At 46.0% G+C, this 15,944-nt stretch carries 13 protein-coding genes; 9 read left to right on the top strand and 4 right to left on the bottom strand.

Going from position 1 to position 15,944, the window contains the following annotated elements; all coding sequences use genetic code 11:
* Positions 1–191: 191 nt before the first annotated feature.
* From pdxA to MHB71_RS24105, 4 genes are all read right to left on the bottom strand, one after another.
* Positions 192–1,193 carry a 4-hydroxythreonine-4-phosphate dehydrogenase PdxA gene (gene pdxA / locus MHB71_RS24120; RefSeq protein ID WP_340027907.1) on the bottom strand — a complete coding sequence of 334 codons (1,002 nt, stop codon included), beginning with the start codon at positions 1,191–1,193 and terminating at the stop codon, positions 192–194.
* Complete coding sequence (locus tag MHB71_RS24115; RefSeq protein WP_340027906.1) at positions 1,190–2,485, bottom strand: four-carbon acid sugar kinase family protein; 1,296 nt, start codon at positions 2,483–2,485, stop codon at positions 1,190–1,192. Before MHB71_RS24115 ends, pdxA begins: the two co-directional genes overlap by 4 nt.
* Before the next feature lie 95 nt (positions 2,486–2,580).
* A complete protein-coding gene (locus MHB71_RS24110) occupies positions 2,581–3,567 on the bottom strand; it encodes a 2-keto-3-deoxygluconate permease (protein ID WP_036616292.1) in 987 nt (328 codons plus the stop codon).
* A gap of 166 nt (positions 3,568–3,733) precedes the next feature.
* The gene (locus tag MHB71_RS24105) at positions 3,734–5,416 is read right to left on the bottom strand and encodes a PrpR N-terminal domain-containing protein (protein ID WP_340027905.1); all 1,683 of its coding nucleotides are present in this window, start codon (positions 5,414–5,416) and stop codon (positions 3,734–3,736) included.
* A 229-nt stretch (positions 5,417–5,645) separates the two neighbouring features.
* Here MHB71_RS24105 and MHB71_RS24100 point away from each other — a divergent pair, with 229 nt between their 5' ends.
* The 9 genes from MHB71_RS24100 to MHB71_RS24060 all read left to right on the top strand — a co-directional run bounded on the left by MHB71_RS24100 (position 5,646) and on the right by MHB71_RS24060 (position 15,923).
* Positions 5,646–5,864 (top strand): hypothetical protein, encoded by a 219-nt coding sequence (locus tag MHB71_RS24100; protein ID WP_100526457.1) that lies wholly within the window; start codon positions 5,646–5,648, stop codon positions 5,862–5,864.
* A 305-nt stretch (positions 5,865–6,169) separates the two neighbouring features.
* Positions 6,170–6,874 (top strand): PspA/IM30 family protein, encoded by a 705-nt coding sequence (locus MHB71_RS24095; RefSeq protein ID WP_340027904.1) that lies wholly within the window; start codon positions 6,170–6,172, stop codon positions 6,872–6,874.
* A gap of 36 nt (positions 6,875–6,910) precedes the next feature.
* Positions 6,911–7,942 carry a TFIIB-type zinc ribbon-containing protein gene (locus MHB71_RS24090; RefSeq protein WP_340027903.1) on the top strand — a complete coding sequence of 344 codons (1,032 nt, stop codon included), beginning with the start codon at positions 6,911–6,913 and terminating at the stop codon, positions 7,940–7,942.
* On the top strand, positions 7,939–8,739 hold the full coding sequence (locus MHB71_RS24085; RefSeq protein WP_340027902.1) for a TPM domain-containing protein: 801 nt from the start codon (positions 7,939–7,941) through the stop codon (positions 8,737–8,739). The genes MHB71_RS24090 and MHB71_RS24085 overlap by 4 nt, the downstream gene beginning before the upstream one ends.
* Before the next feature lie 46 nt (positions 8,740–8,785).
* A complete protein-coding gene (locus MHB71_RS24080; protein WP_340027901.1) occupies positions 8,786–9,829 on the top strand; it encodes an SPFH domain-containing protein in 1,044 nt (347 codons plus the stop codon).
* A 246-nt stretch (positions 9,830–10,075) separates the two neighbouring features.
* Complete coding sequence (locus tag MHB71_RS24075) at positions 10,076–10,306, top strand: DUF896 domain-containing protein (protein WP_036674708.1); 231 nt, start codon at positions 10,076–10,078, stop codon at positions 10,304–10,306.
* A gap of 132 nt (positions 10,307–10,438) precedes the next feature.
* Positions 10,439–11,395 (top strand): ring-cleaving dioxygenase, encoded by a 957-nt coding sequence (locus tag MHB71_RS24070; protein WP_340027900.1) that lies wholly within the window; start codon positions 10,439–10,441, stop codon positions 11,393–11,395.
* 199 nt (positions 11,396–11,594) lie between these two features.
* Positions 11,595–12,683: a low temperature requirement protein A gene (locus MHB71_RS24065; RefSeq protein WP_340027899.1), complete on the top strand. Its 1,089-nt coding sequence runs from the start codon at positions 11,595–11,597 to the stop codon at positions 12,681–12,683.
* Between the two features lie 456 nt (positions 12,684–13,139).
* Complete coding sequence (locus MHB71_RS24060; RefSeq protein ID WP_340027898.1) at positions 13,140–15,923, top strand: glycoside hydrolase family 3 C-terminal domain-containing protein; 2,784 nt, start codon at positions 13,140–13,142, stop codon at positions 15,921–15,923.
* Positions 15,924–15,944: the final 21 nt, after the last annotated feature.

Genomic DNA, 15,944 nt, shown 5'->3' with positions numbered 1-15,944 from the left:
GTTTGATGGCCATAATACCAACCAAGACTATTGGTCTGAATAAATGGGTGGACGATATACAAAAAGGCAAACCCTTGAACTTACAGAGGGTTTGCCTTTTTCCTTCTATTTATTGAATACCGAATATATACCGATACGAATACAATTGATCTTACGATCAGACTCACGCATGTACCGAATGAATCTTGATGTTATCCCTGATCCTTCGGCGCCAGCTCAATAGCAGAGCGGATGGCAGCCAGCATACTTTTATCATCGGCAATATTTTTGCCGGCGATATCGAAGGCTGTACCATGGTCAACGGATGTACGGATGATGCCACCTTTCAGGCCAACGGTGATGTTCACACCTTCCTCAATGCCCATCACCTTGATCGGTGCATGACCTTGGTCGTGGTAGCAGGCTACAACGATATCGAAGTCACCGCGACCAGCGCGGAAGAAGAGTGTGTCCGCCGGGAGTGGACCAACGACGTTAATGCCTTCCTGCTGCGCACGATCAATGCCTGGCTGAAGTTTCTCTTCTTCTTCTCCATTACCGAACAAGCCGTTCTCTCCGGCATGAGGATTGATTCCGCATACGGCAACGCGCGGATTCTCAAAGCCTGCTTTTTTCAACGTATCATGAGCAAGCTTCACCACGGTGTAGGTTCTTTCCGGGTTAATACTCGCAATGGCATCGATCAGACCCATGTGTGTTGTCAGGTGAATAACGCGCAGATTAGGCGTGGTCAGCATCATCGAGAAGTCCTGCGTATCCGTCAGGTCAGCCAGAATCTCGGTGTGCCCCGGATACAGGTGCCCCCCTTGATGGAGAGCTTCTTTGTTCAAAGGTGCAGTGCAGATGGAGTGAATCTGCTGTTTTTTGGCAAGATCAATGGCTTTGGCGAGAAACTGGAATGCTGCATCTCCAGCCACGGCAGATACTTTACCGTATTCCAGATCCGCAGGAACGAGGTTCAGATCAATCACATCCACAGTACCGAATTCATACTTGGCTTCAGAAGGCTCTTGAATCGCGTTAACGTTCAGACTTGAACCGATGACAGGCAACACACGCTCCAGAATCTTTGCATCACCGATAACGAGTGGATTGCACTGATCGTACATTTCTTGATGACCCAGTGCTTTCATAATAATCTCCGGTCCAATACCTGCTGCGTCGCCCATCGTAATTCCAATTGTAGGTTTCATACAAGAATACCCCCTTTTAATTTTTGAATCGCATGGATAAAGACATCCGGTTTACCGAATCCGCCTGCTTTGGTAATCACATGCAGATCATCAATCCCTATAAACTTGGAGATCGGCACGCCGATTTCAAGCTCATCCAGCAACTCGAAGCCGCTAATATTCCATTTCAGACAGATTTGTTTAGCTGTATCACCGCCGGTCATGGATACCCCTTTGAACAATCCCTCTTCCAGCAGTCTGGCACAGATCTCACCCATCGCAAGTACAATCTCGTTGCTGACTTCCGTGTGATTGAGACCACGAATTTCGCCCGTTGCTCGTGCCAGTTCGATATCCACCTGTTCAGCGGTGGAGTAGAGGACAACATCTTGTCCTTCCAGCGCTTTGTCTCGAACCTCGTTATAGACACGTTCCATCTCTTCCGCGCGGTCTGCGGTTGCGGATACCGCTTTGAAGGAATGGAAGGAGACTGAAGCTACGCGGGACTTGCGCATCAATCGATGCAGCTGCTCGCGGGAGTTTTTGTTCACGCTGCCAACCACCGTTAGGATTGGACCGGGATTCTCCGGGATATCAAGTGACGCAGCCCTGGATTCCAACTCGTAATGTGCGGGGAGGTAATTGGCAATGCCCGCCGAACCTGCCCAAGTAAAGGTATACTCCAACTCGCGAGTCATCTGCAGAATCAGTTCCAGATGTCTTTCTTCGGTGGAGTCCACCATTACATACGGGATATTCTTTGTTTTCAACTGCTCTAGCTTGGTGCGAATATGATTCTGCCCGGCTTCCAGATCGGCGACGGTGATCTCACCAACTTCGTACTTGGTCTGTTGTTTCAACAAGTCCGGAAGGTAGGATATCGTTACAGGTGTCTTCGGATCATGGGCAATTTCAGTATCTGCCAGCGGAACGCCGTTCAGGTAATGAATTCCTTTCAATATCGTCCGGTTATTTTTTGGATAACCCGGGGCAATCATCATAAAGTCCGGCTTTACGACATCATATACAGCATCAATCTCGATGCCGATATTACCACGCATGGTGGAGTCCATTTTTTTGAAAATCGTCTCAAATCCGTTGTTCGTCAGCAATTCAGCAGCCTGATATACACGGTCATACGCTTCCTGCGAGGATATGGAACGACTATCTGTATCAAAGACGACGGCATCGTAACGTGTAAGAGGGCCTTCATCTATATTAAAAAGAACACTGGTCTTCAAGCCGTGACGGGCAAGCTGCACCCCGCTGTCATTGGCACCGGTCAAATCATCTGCAATAATGGCTAATTTCATGCAGTCATCCCTCCTTGTAAGCACAATTTAATAAAAAGTCCGTTCAGATCATCCATTAAGCACAGATTAAGCAAATTAAATCAGGTGATACCCATTTATGTGGTTGGTCGTTGATTGTATTTCTCGACTCCACCTGATTTCTCTAATCGTTTGGAGAGGAACCCGATGAAGATCGGCAACAGGATGGCTGTTGTTACAACGCTCGCTGCAATTTGCACCGTAGCAATCTCGGCAATTGGGCCAAATGAAGCATTAGCAGCCACGATGGCAGCAGGTGTACCTACGGCATTCCCGGCTGTTGAACCTTCGGAAGCACCAACGATAGGGTTCCAGCCGATGGCTTTAAAGAGCAGGAAACCGATTCCACCCGTTAATAACACGGTTAACACACCCAGTAAAATTCCGCTAAGACCACCTTGAATGATGGAGGAGAAGCTAATGTTCATACCCAGAGCAAATGCAAAGAACGGAACAAGTTTGTCACTGCCTTTATGCAGCCATTCCGCCAGATTGCGGTCCAGATTACCAATAATGACACCAACGATGAGCGGAAGCAATACCGCAACAAAGGCCATAGGGGAAAACATACCGTTTGCAAAACCCATCGCACCAAAGATGGAGAGCGCTACCATGGTTAGGAAAGGACCATCACTGAGAGCCAGGAAAGGGTAGGCTGCTTTGTCATCTTCTTTCCCGTATTGGCCGGCCAGAGCAATGTACAAACCGCCATTAGAGTTAGTCATCGCAGCAATAATGGCAAGCGGGGCCAGACCGAGAAATAACCCATTTGAATCCGCGAACAAAATAGCGATAAAACCAAGGGCTGCACCAATCACCCATTTGAACGTAAGCAAGGTCAAACCTTTGCCGACAGAGGAACCTGCTGTTTTAAACGTAATCTGTGTACCCGCAATGAACAGGAACAGGGCAATCAAAGTACTGGCACTGTTAACAAAAAGTGCTTCCGTGAATCCGCCAATGCGCAGGGCATTTGGGAAGAATGTATTAATGGTTGCACCAAGTAACAGGGGAACGACCATCATACCGCCAGGGATGCGATCTAAAGTTGCTTTAATGTTCATAGTAGTAGCTCCTTATGAAGTAATCGTTTTTATGAAGCGCTTGCAGGGATTATATTATCCCATATCGTTTAATATAGCAACAATAAATTATTGTAAATTTTAAATACGCTGTTAACTGTTTAAAAATGCAACACATAAAAGCGATAAAAAAGACGCAAACTTAAAGTTAATCTTTAAGTTTACGCCATAATGTGGCCCGGTTAATCCCCAGACGCTCTGCGGCCTTTGATTGATTGTTATTTTCCTCCTGAAGCACGAACTGAATAACTTCTTTCTCAATCTCCTTCAGCGTACCGTTCAACTTCATTGGGCTTGAAGAAGGTTGCTGATCCAGCAAGCGGGACAAGGTAGCCGTGTTGATTACATAATCTTGTTCGTTGAGTGCAGCCTGCTTGATCAGATGTTTCAGCTGGTTGACATTCATATGTGTGATCTGATCTTGGATCAGCTGTAGAGCATCTTCTTTGATTCTCACCGCAGTAGTTCCGTATTTGTGGTAGTAATCCGTCAGGAAATGCTGCATCAGTGGAGCCAGATCCTCTGGTCTATCCGCAAGATTTGGCATCATGATTGTATTAAGCTCCAGATCGAGTGACCACTGCGGGTTCAATATCTGTTCCCCGAGTATAAACACCCCAATCTGGTTTTGAAGGCAGCTCTGGATAAAGGCGAGCAACTCCGGATCTTCCATACGTGTTTCCATGTGGTTAATCTCTACATTTCTAACCTTGGCGAGTGGTATCTTGTGCAAATGACCGGGCGGAACTTGCGAGAGATCCATCTGTAATAAGAGTCCGCCACCTGAGTACATCTGATGAATATGTTTGACCAGAAAAGATTTACCGGAATCTGCTTCACCCCGCAGATAGATCGGTTCATGATTCTCGTAGAGTGCCCGAATGTTCTGTAATACCGCCTGCATGGCAGGGGATTCGGCAACGATAGGCTCCATCGATGCGTCCGTAAACGTTGTTATGCCGAATTGTGCAAAGGCATAGGGTTGTCCTTTTTCCAGCATATATACCTTGTAGTTCTTGTTGTCCAGGGTCGTTTCATAGGCGTTAACCGTGAGCTGGTAATCGTCCACCATGAACACATTTTGGATCTGGGATTGATGGAATTCCAGACTGGTATTGGTCAGATATATGTGATTATCGGTCAGCGGATTTTTCCCAAAATCGGTCAGGTTCTCGAATACAACTTCATTCCGTTCATTTAAAATAAGTAAATTGGGATGTTCCCGTGTAACCAGGTCATTCAGGATGATCGATATCGCATGATTTTTGCTCAAATAACGGTAGACCAGCTGTGCATCCTCCATCGCTCTAAGGATGGATTCCTGGCCAGATTGGATTAATAATCCCTCCAGACCATAGGTCTTCGCGGTGTTGACGGTGATCACATCTCCAACAATCTGTCGGTACCCGGAAGCCTTCAACTCCAGGAGCAATCGTGCCACATCTTCCGAGCTATGTATGGTATAGACCTTGAGGGGCAGATCCATCAAATCAATAATCGATTGTGCACCAGAGGTGATGTTGGAGAAGCCAACAATGGCTGTTTGGCCGTTAAACTGGCTTGCCAGTGTAAGTGAACGAATCATATCATAGCCCGATAACTGCACATCAATGACGGGAATGGTCACTGCTTTTTTAATGAGTTGGGCGGTTCCGCCGCGGCTGATGATAATCTCTGCACCATTTTTCTCAGCTTGAGTTGCTAATTCCACACCGTTTGCCAAGTCGCCCACGTCCGTCTGAATGGTTAACTGGGGAAAGCGAGGAATGCACTCTTGTATAATAGGAATCATCGATTCGTAGGGAGCAATAAAGTGAACACGTGTACGCATATTTTTCCTGCCTTTATAGAAAACTTTGATCCCCTTATTATAGCCAACTTGCGAAGGAATGGCACCTATGGGGGAACCAGCCCTGTTGTGTCTGCAAAATGCTTGTGTGATATGCCTTCATAGCTCTCCCGAATGGAATGTGATGAAGTACACTGAATCGAATCGTTATCTATCTCAAAATTAATGCATAATTGCACACGATAAGTATAGAGAAATGAGGAGATTTCATATGGGAGACATTCATAAAGTAGCTGAGCCGGATCACATCATTAAGGATGTTGTCGGGAAGTTCCCGTGCAGGGTGCTGTGGAGTGAGGGCCGCCCATGCTTGGAGTATCAGGGGGAAGAGGATGTGGCGTTAATAACCGAATACGTCCATAAAACGTATAACGTTGAGCTATTGGATGTGTTTTTCACAGCGGTGGAGAGCCTTCCGGTCGAGCCGTAGATCAGGTAGGGATTTGTGGATTGCGGGCAAAGGACTAAAACCCATAATACCGATCCAAATCGGATCGCAGAGGAAAGTGTGCTGTTCATTACGAACTGTGATTGAGGAAGAATGATACTGATAATTATGAGTGATTTTTTTGATTATAAGGCGACACTATAAAGTGCTCGTCTTTTCTTATATTACGTTTTATAGTACGTATTTGGATCGTAGTAACTCCACTTGCCATCGTGAAATGTGAAACGTATGTCGCCGTATTCATGTATTATAGTATACATATGAACTTTTCGGAGGAGGAACAAGTAATGGGAATCTTATCGAGGTTTAGAGACGTGATGAAGGCCAATGTGAACCACATGTTGTCTCGGGCGGAAGACCCGGAGAAGAGTGTGAATGAATATATGCGAAGCCTGAGCAGTGATCTGGGTCAGGTGAAGGCTGAAACGGCAGCGGTGCTGTCGGATGAGAGCCGGGCGAAGCGAGCATTGGATGAGTGCAGCGCCGAGGTCAAGAAATTACAGCGGTATGCGGAAAAATCAGCGGAGTCGGGAGACGAAGACAAGGCACGTGGTTTTCTGGAGAAGAAAGTGAAGCTGGCTGACAAATTGAATGAATTACAAGCCGCCTATGAACGTGCTTCTGCCAAAGCCAAGATGATGAAGCATATGAACGATAAACTGGTTGCAGATCTAGGGCAATTGGAGGGTCGGCATTCAGAACTGAAAGGTCGCATCGCAGATGCAAAGGCGCAGCAACAGGCCAACGAACAGAATGCATCTGCGGGCAGAGCTGATGCTGCATTGAAGGCCATGGAAGATAAGGCGAATCAGGCGCTGAACGAAGCAGAGGCTTTGGCAGAACTTCGTGCTGGGGCACAGGAAGATGATTTGGACGAATTAATTGCCCAGTTGGAGAGGGACATGAACGCAGATGCGGGTAATAATGAGAGTGCGTCGCCAAGTGCGGAGGAAGAACTCGCAGCGATTCAGGAAAAGCTGAAGAATAAGTAATAAGTTAAACCATTTCGTTAACATTGAGGTGAGCAGATGCCGGTTATTGAATATAAATGTCCAAACTGCGGCAGTGGCATGATCTTTGACAGTGTGTCAGGTGCATTATCCTGTCCCAGCTGCGGCCGCCAGGACAACATAGAGCAGATCCCCGATCCTTTGAAAAGACAAGTATTCACCGAAAACGAGGTCAAGGAATACCACTGTAACAGCTGCGGAGCTGACATTGTGACAGAACCGGAGACCAGTGCGACGACATGTAGTTTCTGCGGTGCGGCGGTTGTACTCAGTGATCGGCTGACGGGCAATCTGGCCCCTGCGATGGTGATTCCCTTTTCGATCAACAAGGATCAAGCCAAGCAGGCTTTCAAAAAGTGGTGCAAAAACGGCCTTTTAACGCCAAGTGGCTTCATGTCCGCCGATCGGATTCAGAGCATTACCGGCATGTACGTGCCGTTCTGGTTGTACGAGTTACATAACAAAATCGAAGTGCATGGTCGTGGCACCAAGGTCAGATCCTACACCCAGGGTGACTACCATTACACGGAAACACAGCATTTCGATATATACCGCCGGATTCGGCTGAATTACGTGAATCTGCCCATTGATGCATCGGAGAAAATGAAGGATGAACTGATGGATAAGCTGGAGCCTTTCCCATATAATCAGCTGAAATTGTTCAAGACCCCGTATCTGGCGGGGTACATTGCGGAAAAATACAGTTATACGGACGAGGAACTTTTTCCACGGGTCAAGGATAAAACGAGATCGTACATTGATTCTTATATTGCCTCAACTGTATCCGGATATACCAGCGTGAGCTACACGGACAAACAGATTGATACTACGCTCAAAAACGCGGACTATGTGCTGCTCCCAGTGTGGATGGTCAACTATGACTACAATCGGGCACAGTATACCTTTGCCATGAATGGTCAGACAGGTAAAGTGGTCGGCAAACCACCGATCAGCAAAGCCAAAGTGGCCGGATGGTTCGCAGGGGTATCAGCGGTCTCGTTGTTATCACTGAAGCTGGTTTCCTGGATGATGGGAGGTGGATTCTTATGAGGAAAAGAACCCCTCTGGCCGTGATGGCTACGCTCATTTTACTTATGATAACGCTTATCGCTCCGATGATTCCCATGTCATCGGCATCCGCAGCGGAGAGCAAAAATCTCATCTACGATGAGGCCAACCTGCTGAGTGAGCAGGAGAAAAGTGAATTGAATCTACTTGCTAATCAGTATGGCGCGGAACGGCAGACGGACTTTGTTATTTTGACAACAAATAATGTTGAGAATCAGGATGTTATACTCTTAACTGAAGATTTTTATGATGAGCAGAGGCTAGGATACGATAAAGAACATGGTAATGCTGTCATATTGACGATGGACATGAATAATCGTGAAGTGTATCTGGCTGGATTTTATAAGGCAAAAGAATATCTGAGCGATCAGCGACTAGATTCTATCCGTAACCGGATTACCTCTGAATTGTCCAGTGGGGATTATAAACTCGCATTTGAGAAATATATTGAGCTCTCTTACAAATATATGGGGTATGAACCCGGTGTGAATCCAAACAACATTTTGTTCAACGGCTGGTTTCAATTGGGAGTATCTGTAGTTCTTGGCGGTATTGTTGTTGGTATTATGACCTATCGTTCCGGAGGACGTGTCACGGTCAATCGTGCGACTTATGAGGATTCAAGCAATTCCAGTGTAATTGATCGTCAGGATCGTTATATCCGTACAACCGTAACCAAGCGCAAAATCGAGAAGAACAATAACAACGGTGGCGGAGGCGGCGGTGGAGGTACCTCCCGAGGTGGTCACTCACACAGTGGAAGTAGAGGGTCGTTTTAGTAACTGAGTAATCGGATTACGTTAAATAGAAGGGATGGAAACGAATATGGGATTTTTCAGAAATCAATTTTCGAATGTGGTGGAATGGGAAGAGTTCAGAGATGACATGATATTTTGGAAGTGGAGCAACCGGGAGATTAAGAAGGGGAGTAAACTGATCATCCGTTCCGGTCAGGACGCCATTTTCCTGAATAACGGTAAAGTGGAAGGAATTTTCGAGGACGAAGGATCATTTAATATCGATTCCGAGATCATTCCATTCCTTTCTACATTAAAAGGATTCAAATTTGGATTCAACAGTGGCATGCGGGTCGAAGTCTTGTTTGTAAATACAAAAGAGTTCACCGTGCGCTGGGGCACGCAAAGTCCGGTGTTGATTCCAACACCACAACTCCCGGGCGGGATGCCGATTCGGGCCAACGGTACATTTAATTTTAAAGTAAGTGACTATGTCACCCTGATTGATAAGATTGCAGGCATCAAGCAGAGTTATCTGGTGGAGGATGTCAAAATCCGAATCACTTCCGTGCTGGATCAGCTTCTAATGAAGTGGATTAGCCGCGAAGGTAAGGATATGTTTAACCTGCAGGCCAACGCATCGGATATTGCCAAAGGTATTCAGGAAGATCTGGATATGCAGATGATGGATATCGGCATTGGGATTACCGGTTTCCAGGTGATGAGCTTCAATTATCCAAAAGAGATTCAGGATATGATTACAAAGACCGCTTCGCATGAGATGATTGGTAATCTGCAAAAGTATCAACAGGTCAGCATGACAGACGGCATCTCATCCGGTAAAGTACAGGGCGGCGGCGCAGCTTCGGATATGGCGGGCATGATGATGGGTATGAACATGGCCAATGAAATGATGAAAAACATGAACCAGAACCAAGGCCAGAATCAGAACAACAATGCCAACTCGTCTCAGAATCAAAATAACGACCAGAAACCAGCGGGAAATAACAACGGTGATTCAGGTAACTCTTCATCTACAGAAGGCAACAAGAAGCCAAACTTCTGCCCGAACTGTGGAGCCAAAAATGATGGAGCCAACTTCTGTCCGAATTGTGGTCAAAAGCTGGGCTAATCAAATAAATACATGTAGGGCTAGGTTCGTAGTAAGTGAAATTACTGCGGAGCTAGCCCTTTTTTGTTTGGATTCATACTTAAAGCAACATGGCGTAGAGCAGAGGAACGGGTGCAGTATTTTAATTTTTATAAAAGAGTTGACAACCGATCACAAATCATTTATCTTTAAATTAAGATATTTAATTTAAATATAAATAACAACCCAAACAAATATCTTAAATCCATTACACAAGGAGAGATCAAGATGATTATCCCAACATTGACCAGAATAAATGAACTTTCAAGAAAAGCCAAAGAGGGCGGATTGACGGAGATGGAGAAAGAGGAACAGGTTCGTCTTCGCCAGGAATATCTGCAAACTTTTCGCGGTTCGGTCAACGACATTCTGCTGAATGCAACCATCTATGATCCAAACGGCGATGACGTGACTCCTGATAAATTGAAACAAGAACAGGCCAATCAAAATAACGACTAGAATACAATTCGCTAGATCATATATCTTAATTTAAAGATAATAAAAACTTACTATAAATCAATCAGCTAACTCGAATAACTATAATACCTACTCAAATTAAAACATGCTTACCAAACCAAGGAGGAAATAATCATGACTATTCAAACAGCAGGTATTCACCATATTACAGCTTTCGCAGGAGATCCACAGGCCAACGTTGATTTTTATGCCGGAGTTCTGGGACTTCGTCTGGTGAAAAAAACAATCAACTTCGATGCACCTGATGTATATCATCTGTATTTTGGCGATGAGCACGGAAGCCCAGGTACCATCATTACCTTCTTCCCATCCGCTGGATCACCACGGGGCAAAATTGGCGGAGGTCAGGTCGGCATCACTTCCTATGTCATTCCTCCTGGGTCGATTGGCTTCTGGCAGAATCGGCTGGAACAGTATAACATTGAGGTAACCAAAACAAGTCGCTTCAATGAAGACCTGCTTCAATTCGAAGATGGCGAAGGCCTGCGGCTTGAGCTTGTTGAACGGAAAGAGGGAGCAATCAGCACTTGGGCGCATGAAGGGATTCCGACCGATAAAGCGATTAAAGGCTTCGGTGGTGCTGTCCTGTTCAGTGTTAACCCGCAAAGAACGATGGATGCTCTTGAGAAAATTTTGGGATTTGTCAGAGTGAGTGAAAATGAAGAGTATGCTCGTTTCCGGTCCAGCGGGGATATCGGTAATGTCGTAGATGTTCCAGTGACCCGTATGGCTCTGGGTATGGGCGGCGCAGGAACCGTGCACCATATTGCATGGCGCGCCAAAGACGATGAAGAGCATGCACAGTGGAGTGAAGCTGTACGTGATTACGGGTACCAACCGACTCCAGTGCGGGATCGTCAGTACTTTAACGCAATCTACTTCAGAGAAGCTGGCGGCATTCTGTTTGAAATTGCTACAGATCCTCCGGGCTTTGCCAAAGATGAACCTGCTGATTCGCTTGGACAAAAATTGATGCTGCCAGAGTGGTTTGAGAAATACCGCCCTCAAATTGAGGACAATCTGCAACCGATTGAAGTAAGAACACTCGTACCTGCTACAGCTGCGAATTAATAAGAGTTCTAGAAAAAACCTGAAAAAGCGAAGTGATCGCCTAAAAGCTCTCTGAAAGAAAGCTACATCGGAAGCGCACGCTATCCCCGGATTTTCCCTTAGGAAAAGGGAATCAAAAAAATCTGGGATAACAGCGATTGAAGGGTTACTCGTCATCGAAGTGTATGTGTAAATGAAAAACCTAAAGGAGCAACGAAGGATGATGGAGAAAAAGGTTACCTGGCTGGAGCTGTTTTACGATCTGCTCTTTGTAGCAGCGGTCGCCAAAGCGGGTCATGTCTTGTTGCATGCCGAACATGGAGTAATTACGTTTGAATATTTAATGAAGTTTGTGCTTATTTTTATCCCTGTTTGGTGGGCATGGGTCGGTCAGACCTTATTTATTAACCGCTATGGTCAAGATATCCTGATCCATCGAATATTCCTCATCCTTCAGCTTCTGTCCGTTATGGTCATGACGGCAAGCCTCTCTACCCATTTTGACCAATACTACCTGTCCTTCTTCATTGGATATATCGGCTCACGGGCATTTACGGCGATTCAGTATCTGACGGCTCACAAGTCAAAAGGCGAGCATCAGCAGCAAGCGGCTCGTTACTTGGGTATCTGTTTCCTTATTGGCATATTGATCTCATCAGGTTCATTGTTCTTCGATTCCTGGTTACGCTACGTGATTTTGTATGCGGGGATTGCTGTGGACATCGTACTTCCGTTGATCGGACGCAAAAATCTGGTGAAGGTACCGGTTCAGACCCATCACTTGTTGGAACGTTTCGCGCTCTTTACACTCATCCTGTTGGGTGAATCGGTGGTAAGCATTATTGCAGTGCTGCAAGCCGATCATTGGGATATGAAATCCATTCTGTTTGCCGCCTTTACATCCATCTTTGTCATTGCGATATGGTGGCAATACTTCGACAACGTGGAGAAAAAGGTCAGCAAAGAGATTCAGACTGCCGGGCAAGCGATCATATACGGCCATCTGTTCATCTACATCTCTATGAGTATGATCGCTGCCTCAATTCAGCTGTTATATCAGAATCAGTTAAACTATGTGTTCATGCTGGGGTTTGTATTTGGATCAGCGTTACTGTATTTCTTGTCGACATCACTTGTGTTCCATCGTTACAGACACGCACATCTACGACTCCGGCCACGTCATCTGGCAGTCATGGTGGGGTTACTGGTGGCATTTGTCTTTGTGGATCTGGTCTACCGGGTTCCTGCTTATGTGATCATGGGCGAAGACATGTTATTCTTCTTGGTGTATGCGAAACTTACGACTTAATATGAGTAATATAAAATCAAGAAAAGTCACGGACAACAGGTGTCCGTGGCTTTTTATTATGCCGCTAATCCTGGACATTTTTTAATAATATAAATAAAGCACAAATCTAATTTAATTTCTTCGGTAGAATCTGTTAATATGAGACTATGTACAAGTGAATCTACCAGATCATAGAATATCTTTTTATAAAATGAGTGTACGTTTTGTTATATAAATTGAACTAAACATTTACACGAAACGGAGAGGACAGAAAAAACCTGAAGAAGCGAAAGCGTTCGCCTTTATCCCCGGATTTTCCCCATATAAGGGGGATTCCTAAAATCTGTGGATAACAGCGATCGGAAGGTTATTCTGTCATCGGAGTGTCCAGTGTAAATATTCTTTAGTTCAATTTATATAGTTCATTTTATATATAGCGATTCGTAGGTATGGGGATGACAATCAGGAGGGAAATCATTGAGCACACATCAAATCGGAGTTCCATTGGAAGGGTTTGCAGAGTTTAGTCGTACGGTTGCCGCTGAAGGAGCCGTTTTACTCAGAAATGAAGGCCAAGTGCTTCCACTTCGTGAAAACGAAAACGTTTCAGTTTTTGGACGGATTCAAGTCAATTATTATCGGAGCGGCACGGGTTCAGGCGGTAGTGTTCATGTGGCCTACACAACGAATCTATTGGATGGTCTGCGCAGCAAGAAGAATATAACGGTCAATGAAGAGCTGGCAGCTGTCTATGAGAAGTGGATTGAGGAAAATCCATTTGATGATGGCGGAAAAGTATGGGCGGCCGAGCCATGGAATCAGAAAGAAATGCCTTTGACGGATGAACTTGTTGCACAGGCTAGAAGCAAATCCAGCAAAGCCATTATCGTGATTGGACGTACAGCAGGAGAAGACCAGGATAATGCGGATGCGCCAGGAAGTTACCAACTGACAGAAGATGAGAAAGCGATGTTGGAGCAAGTTACTTCGCAGTTTGAACACACAATCGTTGTGCTGAATGTCTCAAATATCATCGACATGAGTTGGTTAAACGAAACGTATCTACATCCGATCCAAGGCGTAATTTACTCATGGCATGGCGGTATGGAGGGTGGTAATGCGATTGCCGATGTGCTGGCGGGGGACGTTACACCAAGCGGTAAACTGACAGATACGATTGCATATTCCATCGAAGATTACCCTTCGACCAGCAACTACGGCAATGAGTTCAAGAACCTGTATCAGGAAGATATCTATGTAGGTTATCGTTATTTCGAAACGTTTCGACCTGAGCGCGTTCAGTTTGAATTCGGTTACGGCCTGTCTTATACGACGTTTTTGGCCCAACACGAAGAAGCAAAATCAGTGTCCAAAGACGGCGAAACCTACATTGAAGTTCGTGTAAATGTGACCAACTCAGGTACAACATATGCGGGCAAAGAGGTTGTGCAAGTCTATTATGAAGCACCACAAGGCAAATTGGGACAACCGGTGAAGGCTTTGGTGGCTTTTGGTAAAACAGGATTGTTGCAGCCGGGCGAGTCAGAACTTCTGACGATCAGCTTCCCGATCCATGCGATGGCATCTTACGATGATGCAGGTGTTACAGGTTTTGCTTCCGCATATGTTCTGGAAGAAGGCACATACCGACTGCATGTAGGAACCAGTGTGAAACAAGTGCAGCATATCAGCATTGATGGCCAGGATGGATATGTGATTGAATCTCTTCAATTGGTGGAGCAACTGCAAGAAGCGATGGCCCCAACTGAAGATTTCACACGGATGAAACCAGGTTCGCGCAAGGAAGATGGATCTTATGAACTGACTTATGCAGAAGTACCGAAACGTAAGATATCCATGGCAAACCGGATCGAGCAGAATCTCCCGCAAACGCTGGAGCAGACAGGTAACCAGGGCCACAAGCTGAGTGACGTTAAGGCTGGCAAAGTGAGTCTGGAAACCTTCATCGCTCAACTGAGTGATCAGGATCTGGCGGCGATTGTCCGTGGCGAAGGCATGAGCAGTCCGCTCGTTACTTCGGGGACGGCATCTGCATTTGGTGGTGTCAGCGACAGCCTGTTTAACTACGGTATTCCGGTAGCATGTACGGCAGATGGCCCGTCCGGTATTCGTATGGATAGTGGCGAAAAGGCAACACAGGTATCCATTGGTACGTTGCTTGCGGCGACATGGAACAAGGATCTTGTTGAAGAGTTGTATGTGATGGAAGGACAGGAATTGCTAAGAAATCAGGTGGATACCCTGCTCGGACCTGGACTCAATATCCGCCGGAGCCCGCTTAATGGCCGGAACTTTGAGTACTTCTCCGAAGATCCACTGATCTCGGGTGTATTTGCGGCAGCATGTACGAAAGGTATCATGAAGGGTGGTTCCAATGCCACACTGAAACACTTTGCCTGCAACAACCAGGAGAAACACCGCAGTAAAGTAGATGCTGTTGTCTCCGAACGTGCACTGCGTGAAATTTACCTGAAAGGGTTCGAAATCGCTGTAAAAGAAGGCGGAGCAAACTCCATCATGACCTCCTACAACCCGGTTAACGGACACTGGGCGGCATCCAACTACGACCTGAACACCACGATTTTGCGTGGCGAATGGAATTTCGACGGAATTGTAATGACCGACTGGTGGGCGATTATGAATGATGTGACCGAAGGTGGAGAGGCTGATCGCAAATACACCAACTGGATGATTCGTGCGCAGAATGATCTCTACATGGTTGTACCGAACTACGGCGCAGAGATCAATGGCTGGGACGACAACACGATTGAATCCTTGGAAAATGGAACATTGACTCGCGGAGAGCTGCAACGCTCGGCGATCAACATCTGCAAGTTCATCATGAATGCACCGGTGTCCGGCAGAAAACACGAGATCGTGGAGAACGTCGCTTCATTCCAAGCGAATGCCTCCCTATCTGCTGCACAAGCTCAGGATCTGGTTGAGAACGCACAGGTGAAACCTGCAGTAGCTGAACCCGTCTACATGAAAGTGAGCGAGGCCGGCCATTATCGGATTATCGTACAGATCATGTCCCCTGAGCCGGAACTCGCTCAAAGTGCATGTAACCTGCTCCTGAATGACCAGTTGGTGACCACCATTCAAACAAATGGTACGGAAGGCAAATGGATCAGACAGAAACTTGTCAAAGTAGATCTTGAAGCAGGACTGTATGAATTGAAACTGGACTTCACCAAACCAGGTCTCCAGATTGACTGGATCGAATTCAAACAGGTGTAGAAGATAATCGGAAATATCAGG

The sequence above is a fragment of the Paenibacillus sp. FSL H7-0940 genome (genome assembly GCF_037979415.1).
In the GTDB taxonomy this organism is placed as follows: domain Bacteria; phylum Bacillota; class Bacilli; order Paenibacillales; family Paenibacillaceae; genus Paenibacillus; species Paenibacillus amylolyticus.
The sequence above is the reverse complement of the archived record's forward strand: the minus strand, read 5'-3'. Positions and strand labels throughout refer to the sequence as shown.

What these genes read in the sequence shown, in the direction of transcription:
- MHB71_RS24075 (WP_036674708.1), top strand. Translation starts at nt 10,076, where the DNA reads ATGATTATCCCAACATTGACCAGAATAAATGAACTTTCAAGAAAAGCC.
- MHB71_RS24080 (WP_340027901.1), top strand. Translation starts at nt 8,786, where the DNA reads ATGGGATTTTTCAGAAATCAATTTTCGAATGTGGTGGAATGGGAAGAG.
- MHB71_RS24115 (WP_340027906.1), bottom strand. Translation starts at nt 2,485, where the DNA reads ATGAAATTAGCCATTATTGCAGATGATTTGACCGGTGCCAATGACAGC.
- MHB71_RS24100 (WP_100526457.1), top strand. Translation starts at nt 5,646, where the DNA reads ATGGGAGACATTCATAAAGTAGCTGAGCCGGATCACATCATTAAGGAT.
- MHB71_RS24110 (WP_036616292.1), bottom strand. Translation starts at nt 3,567, where the DNA reads ATGAACATTAAAGCAACTTTAGATCGCATCCCTGGCGGTATGATGGTC.
- pdxA (WP_340027907.1), bottom strand. Translation starts at nt 1,193, where the DNA reads ATGAAACCTACAATTGGAATTACGATGGGCGACGCAGCAGGTATTGGA.
- MHB71_RS24070 (WP_340027900.1), top strand. Translation starts at nt 10,439, where the DNA reads ATGACTATTCAAACAGCAGGTATTCACCATATTACAGCTTTCGCAGGA.
- MHB71_RS24090 (WP_340027903.1), top strand. Translation starts at nt 6,911, where the DNA reads ATGCCGGTTATTGAATATAAATGTCCAAACTGCGGCAGTGGCATGATC.
- MHB71_RS24065 (WP_340027899.1), top strand. Translation starts at nt 11,595, where the DNA reads ATGATGGAGAAAAAGGTTACCTGGCTGGAGCTGTTTTACGATCTGCTC.
- MHB71_RS24105 (WP_340027905.1), bottom strand. Translation starts at nt 5,416, where the DNA reads ATGCGTACACGTGTTCACTTTATTGCTCCCTACGAATCGATGATTCCT.
- MHB71_RS24095 (WP_340027904.1), top strand. Translation starts at nt 6,170, where the DNA reads ATGGGAATCTTATCGAGGTTTAGAGACGTGATGAAGGCCAATGTGAAC.
- MHB71_RS24085 (WP_340027902.1), top strand. Translation starts at nt 7,939, where the DNA reads ATGAGGAAAAGAACCCCTCTGGCCGTGATGGCTACGCTCATTTTACTT.